Origin of the sequence: Actinoplanes sp. NPDC051494, from assembly GCF_044454705.1 — a bacterium.
GTDB lineage: Bacteria > Actinomycetota > Actinomycetes > Mycobacteriales > Micromonosporaceae > Actinoplanes.
The window spans coordinates 229010-245316 of sequence record NZ_JBITDZ010000003.1 but is presented as its reverse complement, the minus strand read 5'-3'; the positions used below and the strand labels follow the sequence as shown (position 1 = coordinate 245316).

The window sequence follows — 16307 nt, the reverse complement described above, 5'->3', positions numbered from 1 at the left end:
GATAGTGACGGACGAGTTGGCCTGTACGCCGGATTTTGTCCGCGGCGATTGCTCGCCGCTGGGCGATCATCCATCTCGGCCTACCGTTGCCGGCATGCTCTTGCGGCCTACCCGCAGGATCGGGCGAGCAGCCCTCAATCCCTGCGCCGGTTCGGATCTTGCGATCCTTGCCTTGCTTGGCCTTGCTCCGGGTGGGGTTTACCGAGCCACCCCGGTCACCCGGGGTGCTGGTGGGCTCTTACCCCACCGTTTCACCCTTACCGGCCCCGAGGGGTCGGCGGTTTGTTCTCTGTGGCACTTTCCCGCGGGTCGCCCCGGGTTGCCGTTAGCAACCACCCTGCTCTGCGGAGTCCGGACGTTCCTCGGTGGCGGCCCCCGGAGGGGACGCCGACGCGACCGCCCAGCCAACTCGTCCGTCACCGCCCAGTCTACGTGCCCGGCAGCGCGCAGAACTCGTTGCCCTCCGGGTCGGCGAGGATCCAGGCGCCGTCGTGGGCGTCGCAGGGTGGGGCGGTGAAGGGGGTGTGGAGGACCTTTGCTCCTCGCTTGACCAGGATGTGCGGTTCCGGGTCGCGGAGTTCGACGTGCCAGTGCATGCGGTTGGGGCCGGTTCGGGGTTCGGGGACCGGGTCGAAGAGCATGTAGTCCCAGGGGAATTCCGGGGCTCCGGTCATCAGGGCGGATTCTCCCTCGAGGGTGACCTGGCCGGACAGGATGTCCGCCCACCAGTGGGCCAGGGCGGGCGCGTCGTGGCATTTGACGACGAGTTGGAAGACGCCGGCTGGGCGGTCGTCGACTGCGGGGTAGGCGCAGAAGTGGTTGCCCTCCGGATCGGCCAGCACCCACCACGGGTCTTCGCCGGGGTGGCGGATCACTGACGCTCCCGCTTCCAGGAGCTCAGTCGGTGACTGGCCGGGCAGACGGATGTCGAAATGGACGCGGGACGGGTCGGGGGCCGGTGCCGGGGTGGGGATCAGCCTCAGGATCTCTGCTGCGGCGCGGGAGTGGGACGGGTTGAGGCGCAGGCGGCCGCGGCCTTCGTCGGCGGTGGTGCCGGGCAGGTTGTGGTGCCAGAAGCCGGCCAGGTCGCGGGGGTTGCGGGCCTGCAGGGCCACACCGTCGAACCGCGCGAGGGGTAGGACGAAACGCTGGAGTTCTTCGCTGATGGCTGCATGTTCCATGGCCGGCCCTCTCTCGATAGACGATCGACGATCTGCATTCCCCTGCCGCGGTCGGCCAACCAAGGTTCACCCGTTGGATTCGCAGCAAACTTTCAGGAAGGGCCACCTACCATTACCCGGCATGGACGACGAATCAGCGCTTGGCAGCATCGAGACTCAGGTCGCGATGCTGATTCGGCTCGGGGAGGCCACCCGGCGGAGCTCGCCTCGACCGCATCGGGCGCTGGATCGGGCGGCGTACGTTATTTTGCGGCTTCTGCAGGAGTCGGGGCCGCAGAACATCTCCGCCGTCGCGCATCGGCTGAATCTTGACGGTTCCACGGTGACCCGGCAGGTCAGTGCGATGTTCCGGGACGGGCTGGTGGAGCGGCACGCTGATCCGGACGACGGCCGGGGCACGGTCATCGAGGCCACCGCCGACGGGCTTTCGCAGGTCGACGCGGTCAGTGCGGCCCGGCGAGAGCTCTATGACGTCGTGCTGAAGGACTGGGCTCCGCAGGAACGGCGGGATCTGGCCTCGGCGCTGGAGCGGTTCACCCGGGACATGGACTCCTACATCAAAGGCCGCGGCCCCGGATAGGACGTCCGGAGCCGCGGCGGGAGCGGGTCAGAGCTGGGGAACTACGTGGATGACGTGAGGGTGTCCGGGGTGGTCCGGGCACTTTCGAGGCGGGGGTCGCCCTCGTCGGCGAAGTAGTCGGACAGTTCGGTGCCGTCGCCGCCGTCGACGACTTTGGCCGCCCGCAGGATCAGGGTGGCGATGACCGCGATGAGCAGGTTGACCGCGACCGCCACGAAACCGACGTAGATGGTTCGCGGGGTGTCGAAGCCGAAGTCGGAGAGCGGGAACGCCGAGCCGCCGAAGTGCTTCCGGCCGGTTGCCGCGTTCGGGATGGTATACAGCATCCACATTCCCAGGCCCATGCCGGCGATCCAGCCGGCGATGAGGCCGCCTTTGTGGAACCAGCGGGTGAACAGGCCGATCGCCACCGCGGGGGCGGTCTGCAGGATGATGATGCCGCCGATGAGTTGCAGGTCGATGGAGAACTGCGGGTCGAGGAAGATGATGAAACCGACCGCGCCGACCTTGACGACCAGGGACGCGATCTTGGAGACCTTGGCCTCCTGCGCCGGGGTCGCGTCCTTGCGCAGATATTCGCGGTAGATGTTGCGGGTGAACAGGTTCGCCGCCGCGATGGACATGATGGCCGCCGGGACGAGGGCGCCGATGCCGATGGCCGCGAACGCGATGCCCGCGAACCAGGCCGGGAACTGCTGGTCGAACAGCAACGGTACGACCGTGTTGCTGTCGACGGTGCCCGCTTTGTTGCCGGGCAGCGGTTTCACGCCGGCCGAGATGGCCATGTAGCCGAGCAGGGCGATCAGGCCGAGCAGGAAACTGTAGGCGGGCAACGCCGACATATTGCGTTTGATGACGTTGCGGCTCTTGCTGGCCAGGACGCCGGTGATGCTGTGCGGGTACAGGAACAGCGCCAGCGCCGAGCCGAGTGCCAGGGTGATGTATTGGATCTGGTTGTTCGCGTTGAGGGTGATGCCGTCGTTCGGGGCCGGCGATGCCTCGAATTTGGCGGCCGCGTCGTCGAAGATGGTGCCCCAGCCGCCGAGCTTGTAGGGCAGGTACAGCACCGCCACGAAGATGACGATGTAGATCAGGGTGTCCTTGACGAACGCGATCAGGGCGGGGGCCCGCAGACCCGACTGATAGGTGTACGCGGCCAGGATCGCGAACGCCACGATGATCGGTGCGTGCCGGGCCAGCGCGGAGTCGCCGGTGACGCCCATCGTCTTGAGAACGGCCTCGATGCCGATCAACTGCAGGGCGATGTACGGCATGGTCGCCACGATGCCGGTGATCGCGATGAGCAGCGCCAGTGTCGGTGAGCCGAATCGGGTGCGGACGAAATCGGCGGGGGTGACGAATCCGTGGCGGTGCGACACCGACCAGAGGCGGATGAGGATCAGGAAGAACAGCGGGTAGATGATCACGGTGTAGGGCACCGCGAAGAATCCGGCCGCGCCCGCGCCGAAGATCAGGGCCGGGACCGCGACGAACGTGTACGCGGTGTAGAGATCACCGCCGACGAGGAACCAGGTGATCCAGCCGCCGAAGCTGCGCCCGCCCAGACCCCATTCGTCGAGGTGCGCCATGTCCTTGGGGGCGCGCCAGCGGGCGGCCAGGAATCCCATGCCGCTGACCAGCAGGAACAGGATCGTGAAGACGACGATCTCGGTGATGTGTTCACCCATTGCCCGACCTCTTCCGCGTCATCCGGTACACGATGGACGTGGTCACGACACCGACGAGGATGAAGGAGAACTGCAGCCAGTAGAACGCGGGGAATCCCCACAGTCGTGGCGCGTCGAAGTTGAACAGCGGGGTCAGCACAGGCAGCACGATGGGGACTATGAGCAGCCAGTTCCAGGGGCTGCGATCACTGCGCGGTTGTGGTTCCGTCATGGCTATAACCTCCCGTGCGCCGCACGTTACCGAGAGGTTTCACACGCCGTTCGGAGCCGAGATCACCCCCTGCGCCGAACGGCGAGGGCGGTGCGCCGAACGGCACACCGCCCTGGCGAGGACCTACAGACCGGCGGACACGGTACGGGTGAGCGTCGCGTTCGCGTCGTCGCCGTCCAGCGACCACATCATCGCCCCACCCAGTCCCCTGGCCCGGATATAGAGCGTTTTCTGCAGGATCTGAGCCGGGTCGTCGTACGTCCAGAACGTTGTTCCGTCATAGAGCCACGAGTGGCCGGCCCGCCAGTCGCGATGCAGCTGGTATCCCTGGGCGGGCAAATTCTTGAGCACCTTGTAATCCTCGGTGCCGACCGCGAACGTGCCCGGTGCACCACCGGCCGCCGGCCCGAAGAGGCCGCTCGGGGCACCGGTCCAGCCCTGTCCGTAATACGGGATGCCGAGGACGAGTTTGTTCCCGGGTGCGCCGCGGTCGCGCCAGGTGTCGATGGCGACCTCGACGGAGAAATCGGGGTTGTCCGGGGCGCCGGCCGGCACCCGCAACGCCGACTGCTGGTTGGTGCGCGTTTCCCAGGAGCCGTGGAAGTCGTACCCCTGGACCGTACCGAAATCGAGGTATTTGAAGATCTTGCGGGCCTCGAAGCCGGCGTCGATCTTTGCCGGGGCGGCCGGCAGAAAGGCCGTGAGTTCGCGGCGGGGGCCGAGCTGGCGGCGGAATTCGGCGGCCAGCAGCGTGAAGTTGCGGCGGTCCTCGGGGCGGATCACATTGCCGTCGTTGCCGGACGAGCCGGGCCATTCCCAGTCGAGGTCGATGCCGTCGAAGATGCCGGCCGCCGCCCCGGTGGGCAGGCCGGGCAGATTGCCCTTGATCCAGAGATCGACGCAGGAGCTGACGAGTTTCCGGCGCGAGGCGTCGGTCCGGGCGGCATCGGAGAAGTACGCGGAACCGGTCCATCCGCCGAGCGAGATCAGCACTTTCAGAGCGGGGTGTTTCGCTTTGAGCTCGGCGAGCTGGTGGAGGTTTCCGGCGAGCGGTTGTCCGGCCTCGTCCGCGACACCGTCGACGCTGAGTCCGGCAGGGAAAGAGGTCTGCCAGTCGGCCCACGGATCGGCGGAGGCGCACACGCCGTCGGCGGTCACCGGCCCGAATGCGTAATTGAGGTGGGTCAGCCGGGCGGCGGCCCCGGACGCGTCCACTTTGGCGAGCTGGAAGTCGCGGCCGTAGATACCCCACTGCGTGAAGTATCCGACTTTGACGTAGGAGCGGTGAGATGCCTGAGCGGGGGTCGGCGCCAGGGTGACGCCGACAAGAATGGCCGCGGCGGCCGCGAGCAAACGCATGAGCCCTCCAAGGGCGAGCATTAGTAAAGAAACCTAATCACTCGCGCCTCGGAGGGTCAACAGTCACTTATCTCAGGTGCGCCGTCTCGTTCACGGAACGCACCGCGATGCCGCCGTCCGGCCACATGTCCACGGTGGACACACCGGCGGCGTCCAGGAACATGCGGTGCAGGAACGCGTCGCTCGACGCGAGGGCGTCGCGCAGGACCAGCTTGATCGGCGAGACGTGCGAGACCACCACGATCACCGACGACGGGTACGCGGAGAGCAGCGTCGCCATCGCCCCACGGACCCGCTTCGACACGGTCTTGAACGACTCACCGCCCGGCGGGGCCACACTCGTCGAGTCGAGCCAGGCGTCCAGCTGCTCCGGCCAGCGCTCGCGGACCTCGGCGAACGTCAGCCCCTCCCAATCGCCGAAGTCGCACTCGATCAGCTCGGGCAGCACGGTCACCGGAATGTTTCCCAGTTCGGCCGCGATGTGCTCAGCTGTCCTCGTACACCTCAGGAGGGGTGAGGAGACGACGGCCGCGACGTCGCGGCTGATGCCCGCCACCCGCCCGGCCGCGGCCATGGCCTGGGCCTCACCCTCGTCGGAGAGCGGCACGTCGCCGCGCCCGGAGTACCGGCCCTGCTGGGTCATCGCGGTCTCGCCGTGGCGCACCAGGATCAGCCGGGTGGCCTTGTCGAGCGACGGCGGGGCCCAGTTGCGTTCTCGCTTGGGTTCGGTGGTCACGTCCAGATCGACCGCGGCGGACGACACCGGCTTGCCGGCGGCCTCGTCCATCGCACGGTTGGCCAGGGCGTCGGCGAGCTTGTTGCGCTCCCGCGGGATCCACTCGAAGGTCACCGAGGAGAACTTCGCGACCAGCGTCGCGGCCTGGGCGGCGAGCGGGCGCAACCCCGGGTTCTTGATCTGCCAGCGGCCGGACATCTGCTCGACGACCAGCTTGGAGTCCATCCGCACCGCGACGTGGTCGGCGCCCAGCTCGGCCGCGGCCGTCAGCCCGGCGATCAGCCCGGAGTACTCGGCGACGTTGTTCGTGGTCGTGCCGAGCGACGCGTACCGCTCGAGCAGCACGTCACCGGAGTCGATGTCGAGCACGACAGCGCCGTACCCGGCCGGCCCGGGGTTGCCCCGGGACCCGCCGTCGGCCTCGACGGCCACCGTGAGACCGCTCATAGGCCCGACTCGTTCGTACGGATCATGATGCGGCTGCACTCCTCGCAGCGCACGACCTCGTCCGGCTTGGCCGCCTTGACCCGGTTCAGGTCGGCGCCGTACAGCTCGATCCGGCAGCCGCCGCAGCGCCCGGCCCGCACCAGCGCCGCGCCGAGGCCGGTGTTCGCCCGGATCTTGTCGTAGAGCTGGACCAGGTCCTGGGGCAGGTCGTTCGCGAGCGGCCCCCGGGACTGGGTCTTGAACTCCTGCTCCTTGGTGATGTCGGCGTTCGCCGCGTCCCGGCGGGCCTCGGCGGCCCCGCGCCGCTCGAGCGCGTCGCTGATCCGCTTCTTGATCTCGTTGAGCGTCTGCTCGGCGGTCTCGCGCTTCTCCATCAGTTCGAGCTCGGCGTCCTCGAGCTCGCCCTGACGGCGGTTGAGCGTCGCCAGCTCGTGCTGCAGACCCTCGATCTCGCGCAGCGCGCCGCCGGCGTCGAGCCGGGCCTGGTCGCGGTCCTTGCGGGTGCGGACCTGCTCGATGTCGCGCTCGAAGCGGGTGATGTCGCGGTCCAGGTCGTCGACGGCCACCTGGGCGCGGACGCGCTCGTCCTCGAGGGCCGAGAGCTCCCGCGAGACGGTGTCGATCTCGGCCAGCTCGGGCAGGGACTTGCGGCGGTGCGCGAGCTGGTTGAGCGCGGTGTCGACGGCCTGCAGGTCGAGCAGGCGGCGCTGGGCGTCCGGGGCGGCCTTCACGGGTGGATCTCCTTATTTGAACTGACCGAGTGCACGGTCCAGGGGTCGGTGTCGAGGTCGGACACGAGGGCACGCACGCCGAGCTGCTCACGCAGCCAGGCGCCGACCTCGTCGAGCCACGGCCGCTCGCTCGCCCAGTGGGCGACGTCGATCAGTGCCGGGCCGCCGGCGGCGAGGTGTTCGCTCGCCGGGTGGTGCCGCAGGTCGGCGCAGAGGTACGCGTCGGCGCCCGCGCCGGCGGCGTCGCGCAGGAACGAGTCGCCCGCTCCTCCGCTGACCGCGAGCGTACGGATGAGGGAATCGGGGTCGCCGGCCGCCCGTACCCCGGCAGCGGTGGGGGGTAGCTTCTCCGCCACGAACGCGGTCAGCTCGGCGAGGGTGAGCGGCGTGGTCAGCTCCCCGACCCGGCCGATCCCCCGGCCCTCACCGTGGTCCACGAGAGGCCGCAGGGTGGTCAGGCCGAGCCGGTCCGCGAGCGCGTCGGAAACCCCCGGGTTGGCCACATCGGCATTGGTGTGCGCCACGTACAACGCGACGTCGGCCTTGATCAGCCGGTGCACGATGCGGCCCTTGAACGTGTCGGGCGCGACCGAGGAGACGCCCTTGAGCAGCAACGGGTGGTGCGCGACGATCATGTCCGCGCCGGCCGCGACCGCTTCCTCGACGGTTTCGGGGACGCAGTCGACGACGCACAGCACGGTGCGCACCGGCAGATCGAGGTCGCCGAGGACGAGACCCACGCGGTCCCACTGCTCGGCCCAGGCCCGGGGATACCGGGCGTCGAGGGCGGCCACCACCTCACGGACGGTGGGCGGGGCAACGGCGGTATCGGTCACGGCCGCCAACTCTACCCAGGTTCAGGAGCGGGCCCCGGGCTCGACTCGGTCACCGGCCGGCAAATGGGCGTGCAGCACCTGCAACGCGCGGCGCCACGGGAAGTGGCTGCGGAAGCGGTCGTTCTGCCCGGGGCCGCCGAGACGGACGACATCGTCACCGTGCAGGACGTGAACGCCCCAATTGCGAAGTTTGGCGATGCTGTCATGGAATGCCGGGTGCATCGCCATGACCTTGTTCGTGTACGGGACCACCACGGTCGGGGTCTGGAAGCCGTAGCCCTCGACCAGCAGACCCAGGACCAGCGTGTCGGTGATACCGGCGGCCCACTTGTTCACGGTGTTCACCGTGGCCGGGGCGACGATCATCGCGTCCGCCGGCGGCAGCAGATCACTGTCACCGGGATTCTTGTAGTAACTGCGCACGGGGTGCCCGGTCTGGGCGTGCAACGCGGCCGTGTCGACGAACTTGCGCCCGTCCGGCGTGGTGATCACGCAGACCTCCCAGCCGTCGTGCTTCGCCAGGTCGACCAGCAAACCCACGTCCCGGGCGATCGGCGAGCCGCAGACCAGGATGTAAAGGACTCCGTGACTCACCGCAGAACCCACCTCATACCCCGACTCCCATCTGCTCTGCCAGCTCCGCGATGGGGGCCGGCGGGGTCCCCCGCGTGCGTCGGAGCACGTCGGAGATCACTTCATGGGCAAGCGGGCGGCACCGTATCTCCGCGGGGGCGAGCCGGTCGCCTTCCAGCAGCATCTCGCTGGCCTTCTCCACGTTGCCCAGCTGGGTGTAGCCACGCGCGATGTCCAGGAAATGGTGTGCCCGCCGCTCCGGCAGCATCGCCGCGAAGCACTCCCGGTCGATCGCCTCGTGTGTCTCGATCGCCTTGCCACCGTCGCCGAGTTCGACCGCCGCGGCCGCACGGTGCAGCTCCACGTTGGTCGGGCCGAACGACGTCCAGTAGTAGTTGTAGTCCCCACCCAGCGCACCGGCCGCCTGCTCGGCGCCGCTGACCAGGTCACGGACGGTGGCACTGTCGCCGATCCGGGCGGCCGCCATCGCTCCGGTGAGCAGCAGGAGGCCGTACACGCTGAGTCGTTCCGGGGTGGCCGCTTCCGAGGAGACCGGCGCGAGCCGGTTGGCGATGTTGACGTTGACCTCGAGCGCCGAGCGGACCCGGCCCAGCGAGAGCAGCGCCATGCCGACCCGGTGACTGGCCATCCCGGCCAGCAGCTGGTCACCGGCCCGCTGCGACACCGCGATGGAGCGGTCCGCGGCCAGCCAGGACAACTCGTGCTCGCCGACCTTGCGCAGCGCCGACGACGCGATCTGATAGACCTGCCCGAGCAGATGCGCCGCGTCGCGCGCCTCCTCGCCGCCGGCGTGGGCACTGTCGGCGGCCTGGGCGTCGCGCAGCAGTTGCGGCAGCTTGCGCGCCAGTACGCCGTACTTGGCATGCTGGTACGTCAGCCAGGCGTGACTGACCGCTTTGCGCATCTCCGTCAGCGGTGGCGCCTGTGGCACCGGATGGAAGAACGCGCTCATCTGGTCGTAGCGCTCGAGCGCGGCGCGGATCTCCTCGACCTCGACCTGGTCAATGCAGTTGAGCGCTTCCGGACGCCGCTCGACGTCCTTGCCCAGCAGCAGCGTCACGTCTATGGCCAGGACGTCCGCGATCTCGTAGACGACGGAGAACTTGTCGAGCCGGCGGACCCCCCGCTCCACCTTGTCGACCCAGCTCTTGGATTTGCCCAACCGGTCCGCGAAGACCTGTTGGGACATCTTTCGACGGCCGCGCCAGTAGGCGACTCGGCGGCCGATCGGCAGCTCGTCCACGGTGCCTCCCCAAACTCATCCGGCGTCCCCCGCCGGTGAGCCGAACGGTGTTTCAGGTGCAGTGTGGACCTCACTCGTCCGTGCTGGTCGCACAGGTTGTGTGGTCGGCTGCTCACCGTGGCTCGTAATTTCTCATGCAACTTGCAAAAGGGTGATCTGCCCGAACCAACGACGCGTGTCGAATTTGGTGACGGCCGCCCCGCCTGGTATAGCGAGTTCCGATTCGGGGGTATACCGAAAAATGCGTCTTGTCGACCGGATCCGCCTGCGCAGGGCGGCGCTGCGCTACGCGGCACACGACTGGGCCGTCGCGCCCGGCTCCTATCGCACCGGTGAACGGATCGAAGCATGGGAGGACGAGGCGTCCACCGACGTCGCCCGGGTGGCGCTGTGGTGGCGGCACCTGCCGCACCCGGTGTTGCTGGCCACCGGCAGGACGTTCGACGTGCTGGAGGTGACCGCGGCCGTCGGCCTGCGGGCCCTGGGCGCGGCCCGGCTGCACTCCGGCGTGATCGGGCCGGGACTGATCGGCCCGGTCGCGGTCACCCCGGCGGGCCGCTGGATGTTCTTCGTGCGCCCGGACGAGGAGCTGCGCCCGGAGCTGGCCTCCTGCCTCGACGTCCGGCACCACGGGCGCGGCTCGTGGGTCCCGGCCGCGCCCAGCCCCACCCCACAGGGCCGGGTGCGCTGGGTCGTCCCACCGGAACAGCACGGCTGGCGACTGCCCGCGGCGGCGGCCGTGCAGGTGATACTCCTCGACGCGATCGGTCCCCGGCCGGCCCGGACCAGCGTCCCGAGCGTCCCCCGCCAGATGTCCACGTCCCGCCGGGCGGCCTGATCCGGGCATCGGCCACCCACCGGCCGCCGGATCGTTGAGGCTGGTAGCGGACGGTATACGGGTCTGACCGGGGGAAGACATGTCACGAGACAAGGTATGCGGCTACTTCGCGGTAGTCGAGTCACACTTATGGGTGAACAACTCGTCACGCTACGCAGGCACGCGGCCGTTGGGTAGTAGGCCGATCGGATCCCGGCCCGCCGGATCGCGCCCGCCGAGCACGCTGCGCCCGAAACCCGCTCGCTGATCCGGGGGCCACACTGGCACGATCCGCACCATGATCGTGATTCGCGAGCTCCCGGTCCGGGACCCCGTCGCCGCGCCGGTCGTCCGCGCCTACCTGACCGAGATGGTGGCGCGTTATCACGGCCGACCGGCGTCCGCCCCCGAGGTGGACGCCGCGCTCGCCGACGACCCCGGCGACGACCTGATCGCCCTGCTCGTGGCGTTCCGCGGCGACACCGCGGTGGGCTGTGCCGGCCTGCGCCCCGCCGAGCCCCCGGTCGGCGAGATCACCAAGATGTTCGTGTTGCCGGCGGCCCGGCGCACCGGCGTCGCCCGACGGCTGCTGGCCGCGATCGAGGAGCTCGCCCTCGACCGCGGCCTGCGCACCCTGCGCCTCGACACGCGCACCGACCTCGTCGAGGCCCGCGCCCTCTATGCCGCCGCCGGCTTCACGGAGATCCCGCCCCATCGGGACCGCGCGTACGCCGACCACTGGTTCGCCAAGAGCATCGCTCAGGAGTAGACCTTCATCGACCACGAGCAGCCCAGCCACGTGTCGACGGAGAAGTACCCCCGAGTGCCCCCCTCGTGCCCGTCGAGGGTCACCGTGCCCTTGGCGTCCGACGAGTGCGCGGTCTCATAGCTGTACGGTTCGCCGTCCCACGACACGTACAGGAAGCCGTTCTTGTCGCATTTGTAGGAGACCACCGCCTGGTAGGCCTGGTTCGGCAGTTCGACCCGCGGGCCCTGCCACTGCTCCTCGCCCTCGTAGGAGGCGATCAGCTCCATGCCCGCCGGGACCTCCGACGACGCGACCACGAGTTCCTTGTCGTCGTTGGCCGAGACCCGGGCCGCGGCCTGCGCGGACGCGGCACCCACACCGAACAGGGCGATCAGTACGGCGACCGGGGTGACGAAACGACGACGCTGACGACGCATGGGGGAGACCCTTTCCACGGAGGCAGGCACAAGTACGAGAATCGGTCCGACCGTGGTGATCCTGAGTAATTGATCGGCTACTTTAAGCGACTTGCCTGTCTGGGAAAATGACGTCCATGCACGCGAGTCCGGAATGGGAGAGGCGCGGGCCCGAATTGGTGCTCGACGCCGAGATCAACGCGCCGATGGTGGACCAGGCGTTGGCACCCTGCTCACCCTCGCCCGGGAACGAGCCGGACGGCTCGGCCTGGGCGACCGCTTCACGACCTGCCAGGTCTCGCTCCCCCGGGACTTCGGCCACCTCCCCCGGGCCGACCTCATCTGGGCCAGCGGGGTCGCCCACCACCTGCCCGACGTACCCGCCGGGGTCCGGGCCTTCGCCGGGCTGCTGCGTGACGGCGGGGTGCTGGCGCTGCGCGAGGGCGGACTGCCGGCCCAGTTCCTGCCTTCGTACGCCGACGCGGGGCTGTCCGGCCGGATGGCCGCCCGCGGTGAGGAACTCGCCCACCAGCAGCAACACCCGATGGGAGCGGTCGCCGCACCACGGTCCTGGCCGGCGTTGCTCGCCGAGGCCGGGCTCACCCGGGTGGCCAGCCGCAGCTTCCTGCTGGACCTGCCGTCACCACTGACCGACCCGGCCCGGCGGCACCTCAGCGTGGTGCTGACCAACCACCGCGGCCAGCAGACCCCGCAGGACGCGGCCCGCATCGACCAGCTCACCGACCCGGACCTGCCCGAAAGCGTGCTGCGGCGCCAGGACGTGTTCCTGCTCCGCGCGACGACTATCCATCTGGCGCGCCGGCTTTAGACCGCTTCGGTCGCTTTGCTTGGCCTGCTTGGCCTGCTTTGCTCGCGCGGGGCTTTGGCAGGCGGGCTTTGCTCGCGCGGGCTTTGGCAGGCGGGCTGCGGCTGGCGGGCTGCGGCTGGCGGGCTGCGGGTCAGGGCTCGGCTTGCAGCTCGCGGTAGGCGGCGATCACCGCGGCGGTGCGTTCGGCCAGCTCCGGGCCGGCGTCCGAGACCGGTACGCCCGTCGCGGTCAGCCGGGCGATCGCCATCTCGGCGTTGCGGGCCGTCTCGTGGATCCGCTGCTCCCGGATCAGGTTCTCGCCGGCGACAGCGGCAGCGTGGATGCTCGCCATGATCCGGTTGGCGTCCGCACCACTCTCGCGCCACAGCTCCTCGACGCGGTCCCGCTGCTCCGCGAGGGCCACCGCGGCCGGACTCTCCCCCGGCAGACCGTGCCCCGACGCCGCCCCGAGCTCATCGCGCAGCCGGCGGACCTGCTGACGGCGGGCCATGACCGCGGCCAGGTCGCGCAGGGCCGTGGTGAGACCCCGGTCCGCCTCGGCCGGATCGATCATGTGACGCAGGGCGGGCCAGGTCGCGCGTACCCGCCGGGCGGTCGCCACCGCCCGGCCGTAAGCCGCCCTCTCCCGCGGCCCGTGCAGCACCGGGGCGTCCTGGTCCTTGGGCAGGGCGAACGTTCCGGGCCGGGCAGCACGAGCCAGCCGCACACTCACCAGCGCGACCAGCGCCAGCGAACCGGCGGCCGCAGCCGTCCAGGGCACGCCGGCACCCGTCAACAAGGCGCTGACCACCAGCAGGACCAGCGACAACTGCGACGAGACCCGGATCAGATCCGCACGGGTACGGCCGCTCGGGCGCCGGGGCACGACCTCGACCACCGAACCGGCCCGGTACCGCCGGGCCCGCCCGGTCCGCATCCGCAGCGGGGACGCCGAGACGACCGTCTTCTCGTGGTCGGCGCCGATGTGCAGGTCGTGGGGAGCGGTCACGGCACGCTCCTTCGATCCTGGGGGAAGCTGAGCGGGCCCGGTCGCCGAGGGGGGTCCGACCGGGCCCGCTCACCCGCGGAGCCGTCCGCAGGTGCCACAAGGATCGGGCGGCCGGGCCCCGACATGAGACAGGTACGGGTGCAGTTGGGTTCGCACCTCCCGCCGGTGGGCTCAGAGGCGCTTCCTCATCTGCAACGCGGTCGTCACGTAGCCCTCCTGCTCGTAGAGTGCCCGGGCACCGGCATTGCCGCCGAAGACGTTGAGACCGATGGACCGCACCGCACGGGAGCGGCAGAGCTCCTCGCCCGCCCGCATGATGGCCCGGCCGTAGCCCCGGCGCCGGTGCTCCTCGTCGACGATGACGTCGTAGACCCAGGCCTGGAGCCCGTCGACCTTCAGCGCGATGTTGAGCCAGAGCATCCCGACCCCCGCACCTTTGTCATCAGCCGCTGTTTCGTCGGCTGCGGTGTCGTAGGCGCGGAACAGGAACTGATCCGGGGTCCGCAGACCGTCCGGCAGAATCCGCGCGTAGTCGTTCGTGGCCTTCTCGACGGCGGCCTCCCACGACATCTCCCCCGACTCCGCGACCTGCCGGGCGTATCCCTCCTCCGCGGACTCGCGGTAGCGCGCGAACTGAGCGTCGGTCATCGGTTCCAGCCTGATACCTGCCATGTCCCGGACCCTAACCTCCGCTCGCGACGAACGCGACGATGTTGTGCACCACCCGCTCGTACGCCTGCTCGGGCTCGGCCGCCCACCCGGCCGCGTCCCAGGTGGCGAGCCGGAAGATCGCGGCCCGGACCAGGAGCTGCCCCCACGACGGAACGTGTTCCCACCGCCGGGCGAGCCCGATGTCGAAGCCGTGCCAGACCATCGCGTCCACCACCGCGACCGCCGACGCCCACTCCGGCGGGCGCCAGTACGCGGCCCAGTCGATCACCGCGGGCGCCATCCCCTCGGCGAACAGGACGTTGCCGAGCAGGTCGGCGTGCACGATCTGCTCCGCCCACCGCCCCGGCTCCCGGACCGCCAGGAGCTCGTCGAGCAGCACACTCGGCCGCCTCGCCGCACCCGGCACCTGCGTCTCCCAGGCCAGCCGCTCACCGGTGACCCAGGGATTGCGCCGGGTGTCCAGAAAGGAGGGACGAGGCACCCCGGCGAGCGCGCCGTGGAACGCCGCCCCGGCCCGGACGATCTCCGCCACCCGCCGCTGGTCGGGCTCCCCCGCCACGAGCCGCGTCGCCTCCCACCCGTGCGCCAACCAGTCACCGTCCTCGGCCCGCACCGGCCGCGCGATCCGGAAATCCGGCGACTCGGGCAGCGTGGACAGGACCCCGGCACGCCAGCGAACCTCGTCATCACCCTCGGAGGGCTTCATGACGACATCACCGGCCCGCCAGGTCCCGCCCTTCCCACCGGCCAGCCGCACCGGATCGCCGTGCGCACCGAAAGCCCGCAGCACCGCATCCGGCGGTCCATGATCCTCAGCCATCAGGTCATTAAACCCGCCATCCACGCCGGCCCTGCGACCCGCAGGCCGAGCATGCCTGCGGATGCGCAGACCGAGGGCGGCTTCAGACGCGCAGGCCGTGGGTCGACTTCAGACGCGCAAGCTGTGGGCGGCTTCAGACGCGCAGGCTGTGGGTGACCGAGGCGGCGACGGCTGAGCAGCAGACCATGGCGGCGAAGGCCAGGATCGCTGTTTGCGGGCCGATGGTTGTGATCATCAGACCGGCCAGCAGTGGGGCCGCGGCGGCGATCGAGGTGGCCAGCACGATGATGACGCTGACGACGCGGCCCTGGAGACGGTCCGGGGTGACCGCTGCCTGGTGGCCGAACAGGGCCGCGTTGGTCGCCGGGCCCAGCAGGACCGCCAGGCCGACCGGGACCGCGGCGGCCACGCTGTCGGTGACCAGGGCGCTCAGCGACATGAGGACCGCCGCCGACCAGCAGACCGCACGGTTCAGCACGGGCAGCACCAGGCGCCTGGTCAGCGCCGGGGCGAGCACCGCGCCGAGCAGCCCGCCCACCCCGACCACCGTCTCCACCGTGCCGATGACGGCGGGGGTCACCCGGTGCGCCTGCATCGTCACGATGACCGTGAAGATGACCCCGTGCAAGGCGAGGTTCAGCGGGGCGACGACCAGCACCACCGTACGGAGGAAGGAGTTGCCGAGCACGAAGCGCACGCCCTCCGCCAACGCTGACAGATGACTGCCGGGGGCTGTCTCGCGGGGCTCCTGCAGCGGGCGGCGCACCATCGCGACACCGATCATCGAGGCCAGGAACGTGACCGCGTCGCCGAGGAACGGCACCGCGTGTCCGAGCCCGAACAGCAGGCCACCCAGGGGTGGGCCGGCGAGGGAGGTGCCGTACGCGCGGGCTTCGTTGCGGGCCACCGCCGCCGGCAGCTGCTCGGCGGCGACGATCGTACGCAGGGACAAATACTCCGCCGTACCGAAGAACGCGTTGGCGCCCGATGCCACCACGACCACGGCGACCACCAGGGCGAGCGACGCCTGGCCACGGAGCACGGCACAGCCCAGGACCAGATAGGCCACCAGCCGGATCGCGTCGCAGACCAGCATGATCCGGCGGCGGTCGAAACGGTCCGCGAGGACCCCGGCCGGCAGTCGCGACAGCACGGTGACCACGAGCCCGACCGTGCCGACCGCACCCGCCCGCAGCGGCGAGGCGGTGAGCGCCAGGACCAGCAGGGGTACGGCCAGGCCGGAGATCGCCGTGCCGAGGTCGGAGCAGGACTGACTGACCCAGAGCAGGTTGAATTCCCGGTTGCGCCACAACGTCGCGGGCGCCGGGGTCATCCGTCGACCTTCGCGGATGCCGGCGGGGGTGTACAGCCCCGGAACCGCGACCGGTCCTGACCTGGACCAGGTGATCCC

Annotated in this window: 18 protein-coding genes and 1 other RNA gene; 4 read left to right on the top strand and 15 right to left on the bottom strand. The window is 70.0% G+C overall.

What is annotated here, in order from left to right; genetic code table 11:
• Positions 1-8: 8 nt before the first annotated feature.
• Together rnpB and ACIA6A_RS13660 are read right to left on the bottom strand one after the other, a co-directional pair.
• Positions 9-412, bottom strand: an RNA gene (gene rnpB / locus ACIA6A_RS13665) — RNase P RNA component class A.
• Between the two features lie 16 nt (positions 413-428).
• The gene (locus ACIA6A_RS13660; RefSeq protein WP_396097889.1) at positions 429-1181 is read right to left on the bottom strand and encodes a VOC family protein; all 753 of its coding nucleotides are present in this window, start codon (positions 1179-1181) and stop codon (positions 429-431) included.
• A 73-nt stretch (positions 1182-1254) separates the two neighbouring features.
• Between ACIA6A_RS13660 and ACIA6A_RS13655 the strand changes: the two genes are divergently transcribed.
• The gene (locus ACIA6A_RS13655; protein WP_396097888.1) at positions 1255-1761 is read left to right on the top strand and encodes a MarR family winged helix-turn-helix transcriptional regulator; all 507 of its coding nucleotides are present in this window, start codon (positions 1255-1257) and stop codon (positions 1759-1761) included.
• 41 nt (positions 1762-1802) lie between these two features.
• On the opposite strand, the gene mctP is transcribed toward ACIA6A_RS13655, so the two are convergent.
• The 8 genes from mctP to ACIA6A_RS13615 all read right to left on the bottom strand — a co-directional run bounded on the left by mctP (position 1803) and on the right by ACIA6A_RS13615 (position 9606).
• Entirely contained in the window at positions 1803-3449 is a 1647-nt protein-coding gene (gene mctP / locus ACIA6A_RS13650) for a monocarboxylate uptake permease MctP (protein WP_396097887.1), read from the bottom strand.
• Positions 3442-3660 carry a DUF3311 domain-containing protein gene (locus ACIA6A_RS13645; RefSeq protein WP_396097886.1) on the bottom strand — a complete coding sequence of 73 codons (219 nt, stop codon included), beginning with the start codon at positions 3658-3660 and terminating at the stop codon, positions 3442-3444. Before ACIA6A_RS13645 ends, mctP begins: the two co-directional genes overlap by 8 nt.
• A gap of 123 nt (positions 3661-3783) precedes the next feature.
• Complete coding sequence (locus ACIA6A_RS13640; RefSeq protein WP_396097885.1) at positions 3784-5019, bottom strand: glycoside hydrolase family 18 protein; 1236 nt, start codon at positions 5017-5019, stop codon at positions 3784-3786.
• A gap of 67 nt (positions 5020-5086) precedes the next feature.
• Positions 5087-6202 carry a bifunctional RNase H/acid phosphatase gene (locus ACIA6A_RS13635; protein WP_396097884.1) on the bottom strand — a complete coding sequence of 372 codons (1116 nt, stop codon included), beginning with the start codon at positions 6200-6202 and terminating at the stop codon, positions 5087-5089.
• Positions 6199-6933, bottom strand: a complete 735-nt coding sequence (locus ACIA6A_RS13630) for a zinc ribbon domain-containing protein (RefSeq protein ID WP_396097883.1) — start codon at positions 6931-6933, stop codon at positions 6199-6201. Before ACIA6A_RS13630 ends, ACIA6A_RS13635 begins: the two co-directional genes overlap by 4 nt.
• Positions 6930-7769 (bottom strand): Nif3-like dinuclear metal center hexameric protein, encoded by an 840-nt coding sequence (locus ACIA6A_RS13625; RefSeq protein WP_396097882.1) that lies wholly within the window; start codon positions 7767-7769, stop codon positions 6930-6932. Before ACIA6A_RS13625 ends, ACIA6A_RS13630 begins: the two co-directional genes overlap by 4 nt.
• 21 nt (positions 7770-7790) lie before the next feature.
• The gene (locus ACIA6A_RS13620; protein ID WP_396097881.1) at positions 7791-8363 is read right to left on the bottom strand and encodes a flavoprotein; all 573 of its coding nucleotides are present in this window, start codon (positions 8361-8363) and stop codon (positions 7791-7793) included.
• A 13-nt stretch (positions 8364-8376) separates the two neighbouring features.
• Entirely contained in the window at positions 8377-9606 is a 1230-nt protein-coding gene (locus ACIA6A_RS13615) for a helix-turn-helix domain-containing protein (protein ID WP_396097880.1), read from the bottom strand.
• A 241-nt stretch (positions 9607-9847) separates the two neighbouring features.
• On the opposite strand from ACIA6A_RS13615, the gene ACIA6A_RS13610 reads away from it, so the two are divergent.
• Both ACIA6A_RS13610 and ACIA6A_RS13605 read left to right on the top strand, forming a co-directional pair.
• A complete protein-coding gene (locus tag ACIA6A_RS13610) occupies positions 9848-10444 on the top strand; it encodes a bifunctional DNA primase/polymerase (protein WP_396097879.1) in 597 nt (198 codons plus the stop codon).
• A gap of 277 nt (positions 10445-10721) precedes the next feature.
• Positions 10722-11192 carry a GNAT family N-acetyltransferase gene (locus ACIA6A_RS13605; RefSeq protein WP_396097878.1) on the top strand — a complete coding sequence of 157 codons (471 nt, stop codon included), beginning with the start codon at positions 10722-10724 and terminating at the stop codon, positions 11190-11192.
• Here the strand turns inward: ACIA6A_RS13605 and ACIA6A_RS13600 are convergent.
• Entirely contained in the window at positions 11183-11608 is a 426-nt protein-coding gene (locus ACIA6A_RS13600) for a hypothetical protein (RefSeq protein ID WP_396097877.1), read from the bottom strand. The genes ACIA6A_RS13605 and ACIA6A_RS13600 overlap by 10 nt on opposite strands.
• A gap of 133 nt (positions 11609-11741) precedes the next feature.
• On the opposite strand from ACIA6A_RS13600, the gene ACIA6A_RS13595 reads away from it, so the two are divergent.
• The gene (locus ACIA6A_RS13595) at positions 11742-12416 is read left to right on the top strand and encodes a class I SAM-dependent methyltransferase (RefSeq protein ID WP_396097876.1); all 675 of its coding nucleotides are present in this window, start codon (positions 11742-11744) and stop codon (positions 12414-12416) included.
• A gap of 130 nt (positions 12417-12546) precedes the next feature.
• Here the strand turns inward: ACIA6A_RS13595 and ACIA6A_RS13590 are convergent, their stop codons facing one another.
• The 4 genes from ACIA6A_RS13590 to ACIA6A_RS13575 form a co-directional block, all read right to left on the bottom strand.
• Positions 12547-13404 (bottom strand): hypothetical protein, encoded by an 858-nt coding sequence (locus tag ACIA6A_RS13590; protein ID WP_396097875.1) that lies wholly within the window; start codon positions 13402-13404, stop codon positions 12547-12549.
• Positions 13405-13575: 171 nt separating this feature from the next.
• On the bottom strand, positions 13576-14052 hold the full coding sequence (locus ACIA6A_RS13585; RefSeq protein ID WP_396097874.1) for a GNAT family N-acetyltransferase: 477 nt from the start codon (positions 14050-14052) through the stop codon (positions 13576-13578).
• A 34-nt stretch (positions 14053-14086) separates the two neighbouring features.
• A complete protein-coding gene (locus ACIA6A_RS13580; protein WP_396097873.1) occupies positions 14087-14896 on the bottom strand; it encodes a TIGR02569 family protein in 810 nt (269 codons plus the stop codon).
• Between the two features lie 133 nt (positions 14897-15029).
• The gene (locus ACIA6A_RS13575) at positions 15030-16229 is read right to left on the bottom strand and encodes an MFS transporter (RefSeq protein ID WP_396097872.1); all 1200 of its coding nucleotides are present in this window, start codon (positions 16227-16229) and stop codon (positions 15030-15032) included.
• Positions 16230-16307: the final 78 nt, after the last annotated feature.

Excerpts from the sequence above, each read along its gene's own strand:
- ACIA6A_RS13660 (WP_396097889.1), bottom strand. The coding sequence starts at position 1,181 with ATGGAACATGCAGCCATCAGCGAAGAACTCCAGCGTTTCGTCCTACCC.
- mctP (WP_396097887.1), bottom strand. The coding sequence starts at position 3,449 with ATGGGTGAACACATCACCGAGATCGTCGTCTTCACGATCCTGTTCCTG.
- ACIA6A_RS13645 (WP_396097886.1), bottom strand. The coding sequence starts at position 3,660 with ATGACGGAACCACAACCGCGCAGTGATCGCAGCCCCTGGAACTGGCTG.
- ACIA6A_RS13640 (WP_396097885.1), bottom strand. The coding sequence starts at position 5,019 with ATGCGTTTGCTCGCGGCCGCCGCGGCCATTCTTGTCGGCGTCACCCTG.
- ACIA6A_RS13635 (WP_396097884.1), bottom strand. The coding sequence starts at position 6,202 with ATGAGCGGTCTCACGGTGGCCGTCGAGGCCGACGGCGGGTCCCGGGGC.
- ACIA6A_RS13610 (WP_396097879.1), top strand. The coding sequence starts at position 9,848 with ATGCGTCTTGTCGACCGGATCCGCCTGCGCAGGGCGGCGCTGCGCTAC.
- ACIA6A_RS13605 (WP_396097878.1), top strand. The coding sequence starts at position 10,722 with ATGATCGTGATTCGCGAGCTCCCGGTCCGGGACCCCGTCGCCGCGCCG.
- ACIA6A_RS13600 (WP_396097877.1), bottom strand. The coding sequence starts at position 11,608 with ATGCGTCGTCAGCGTCGTCGTTTCGTCACCCCGGTCGCCGTACTGATC.
- ACIA6A_RS13595 (WP_396097876.1), top strand. The coding sequence starts at position 11,742 with ATGGGAGAGGCGCGGGCCCGAATTGGTGCTCGACGCCGAGATCAACGC.
- ACIA6A_RS13585 (WP_396097874.1), bottom strand. The coding sequence starts at position 14,052 with ATGACCGACGCTCAGTTCGCGCGCTACCGCGAGTCCGCGGAGGAGGGA.
- ACIA6A_RS13580 (WP_396097873.1), bottom strand. The coding sequence starts at position 14,896 with ATGGCTGAGGATCATGGACCGCCGGATGCGGTGCTGCGGGCTTTCGGT.
- ACIA6A_RS13575 (WP_396097872.1), bottom strand. The coding sequence starts at position 16,229 with ATGACCCCGGCGCCCGCGACGTTGTGGCGCAACCGGGAATTCAACCTG.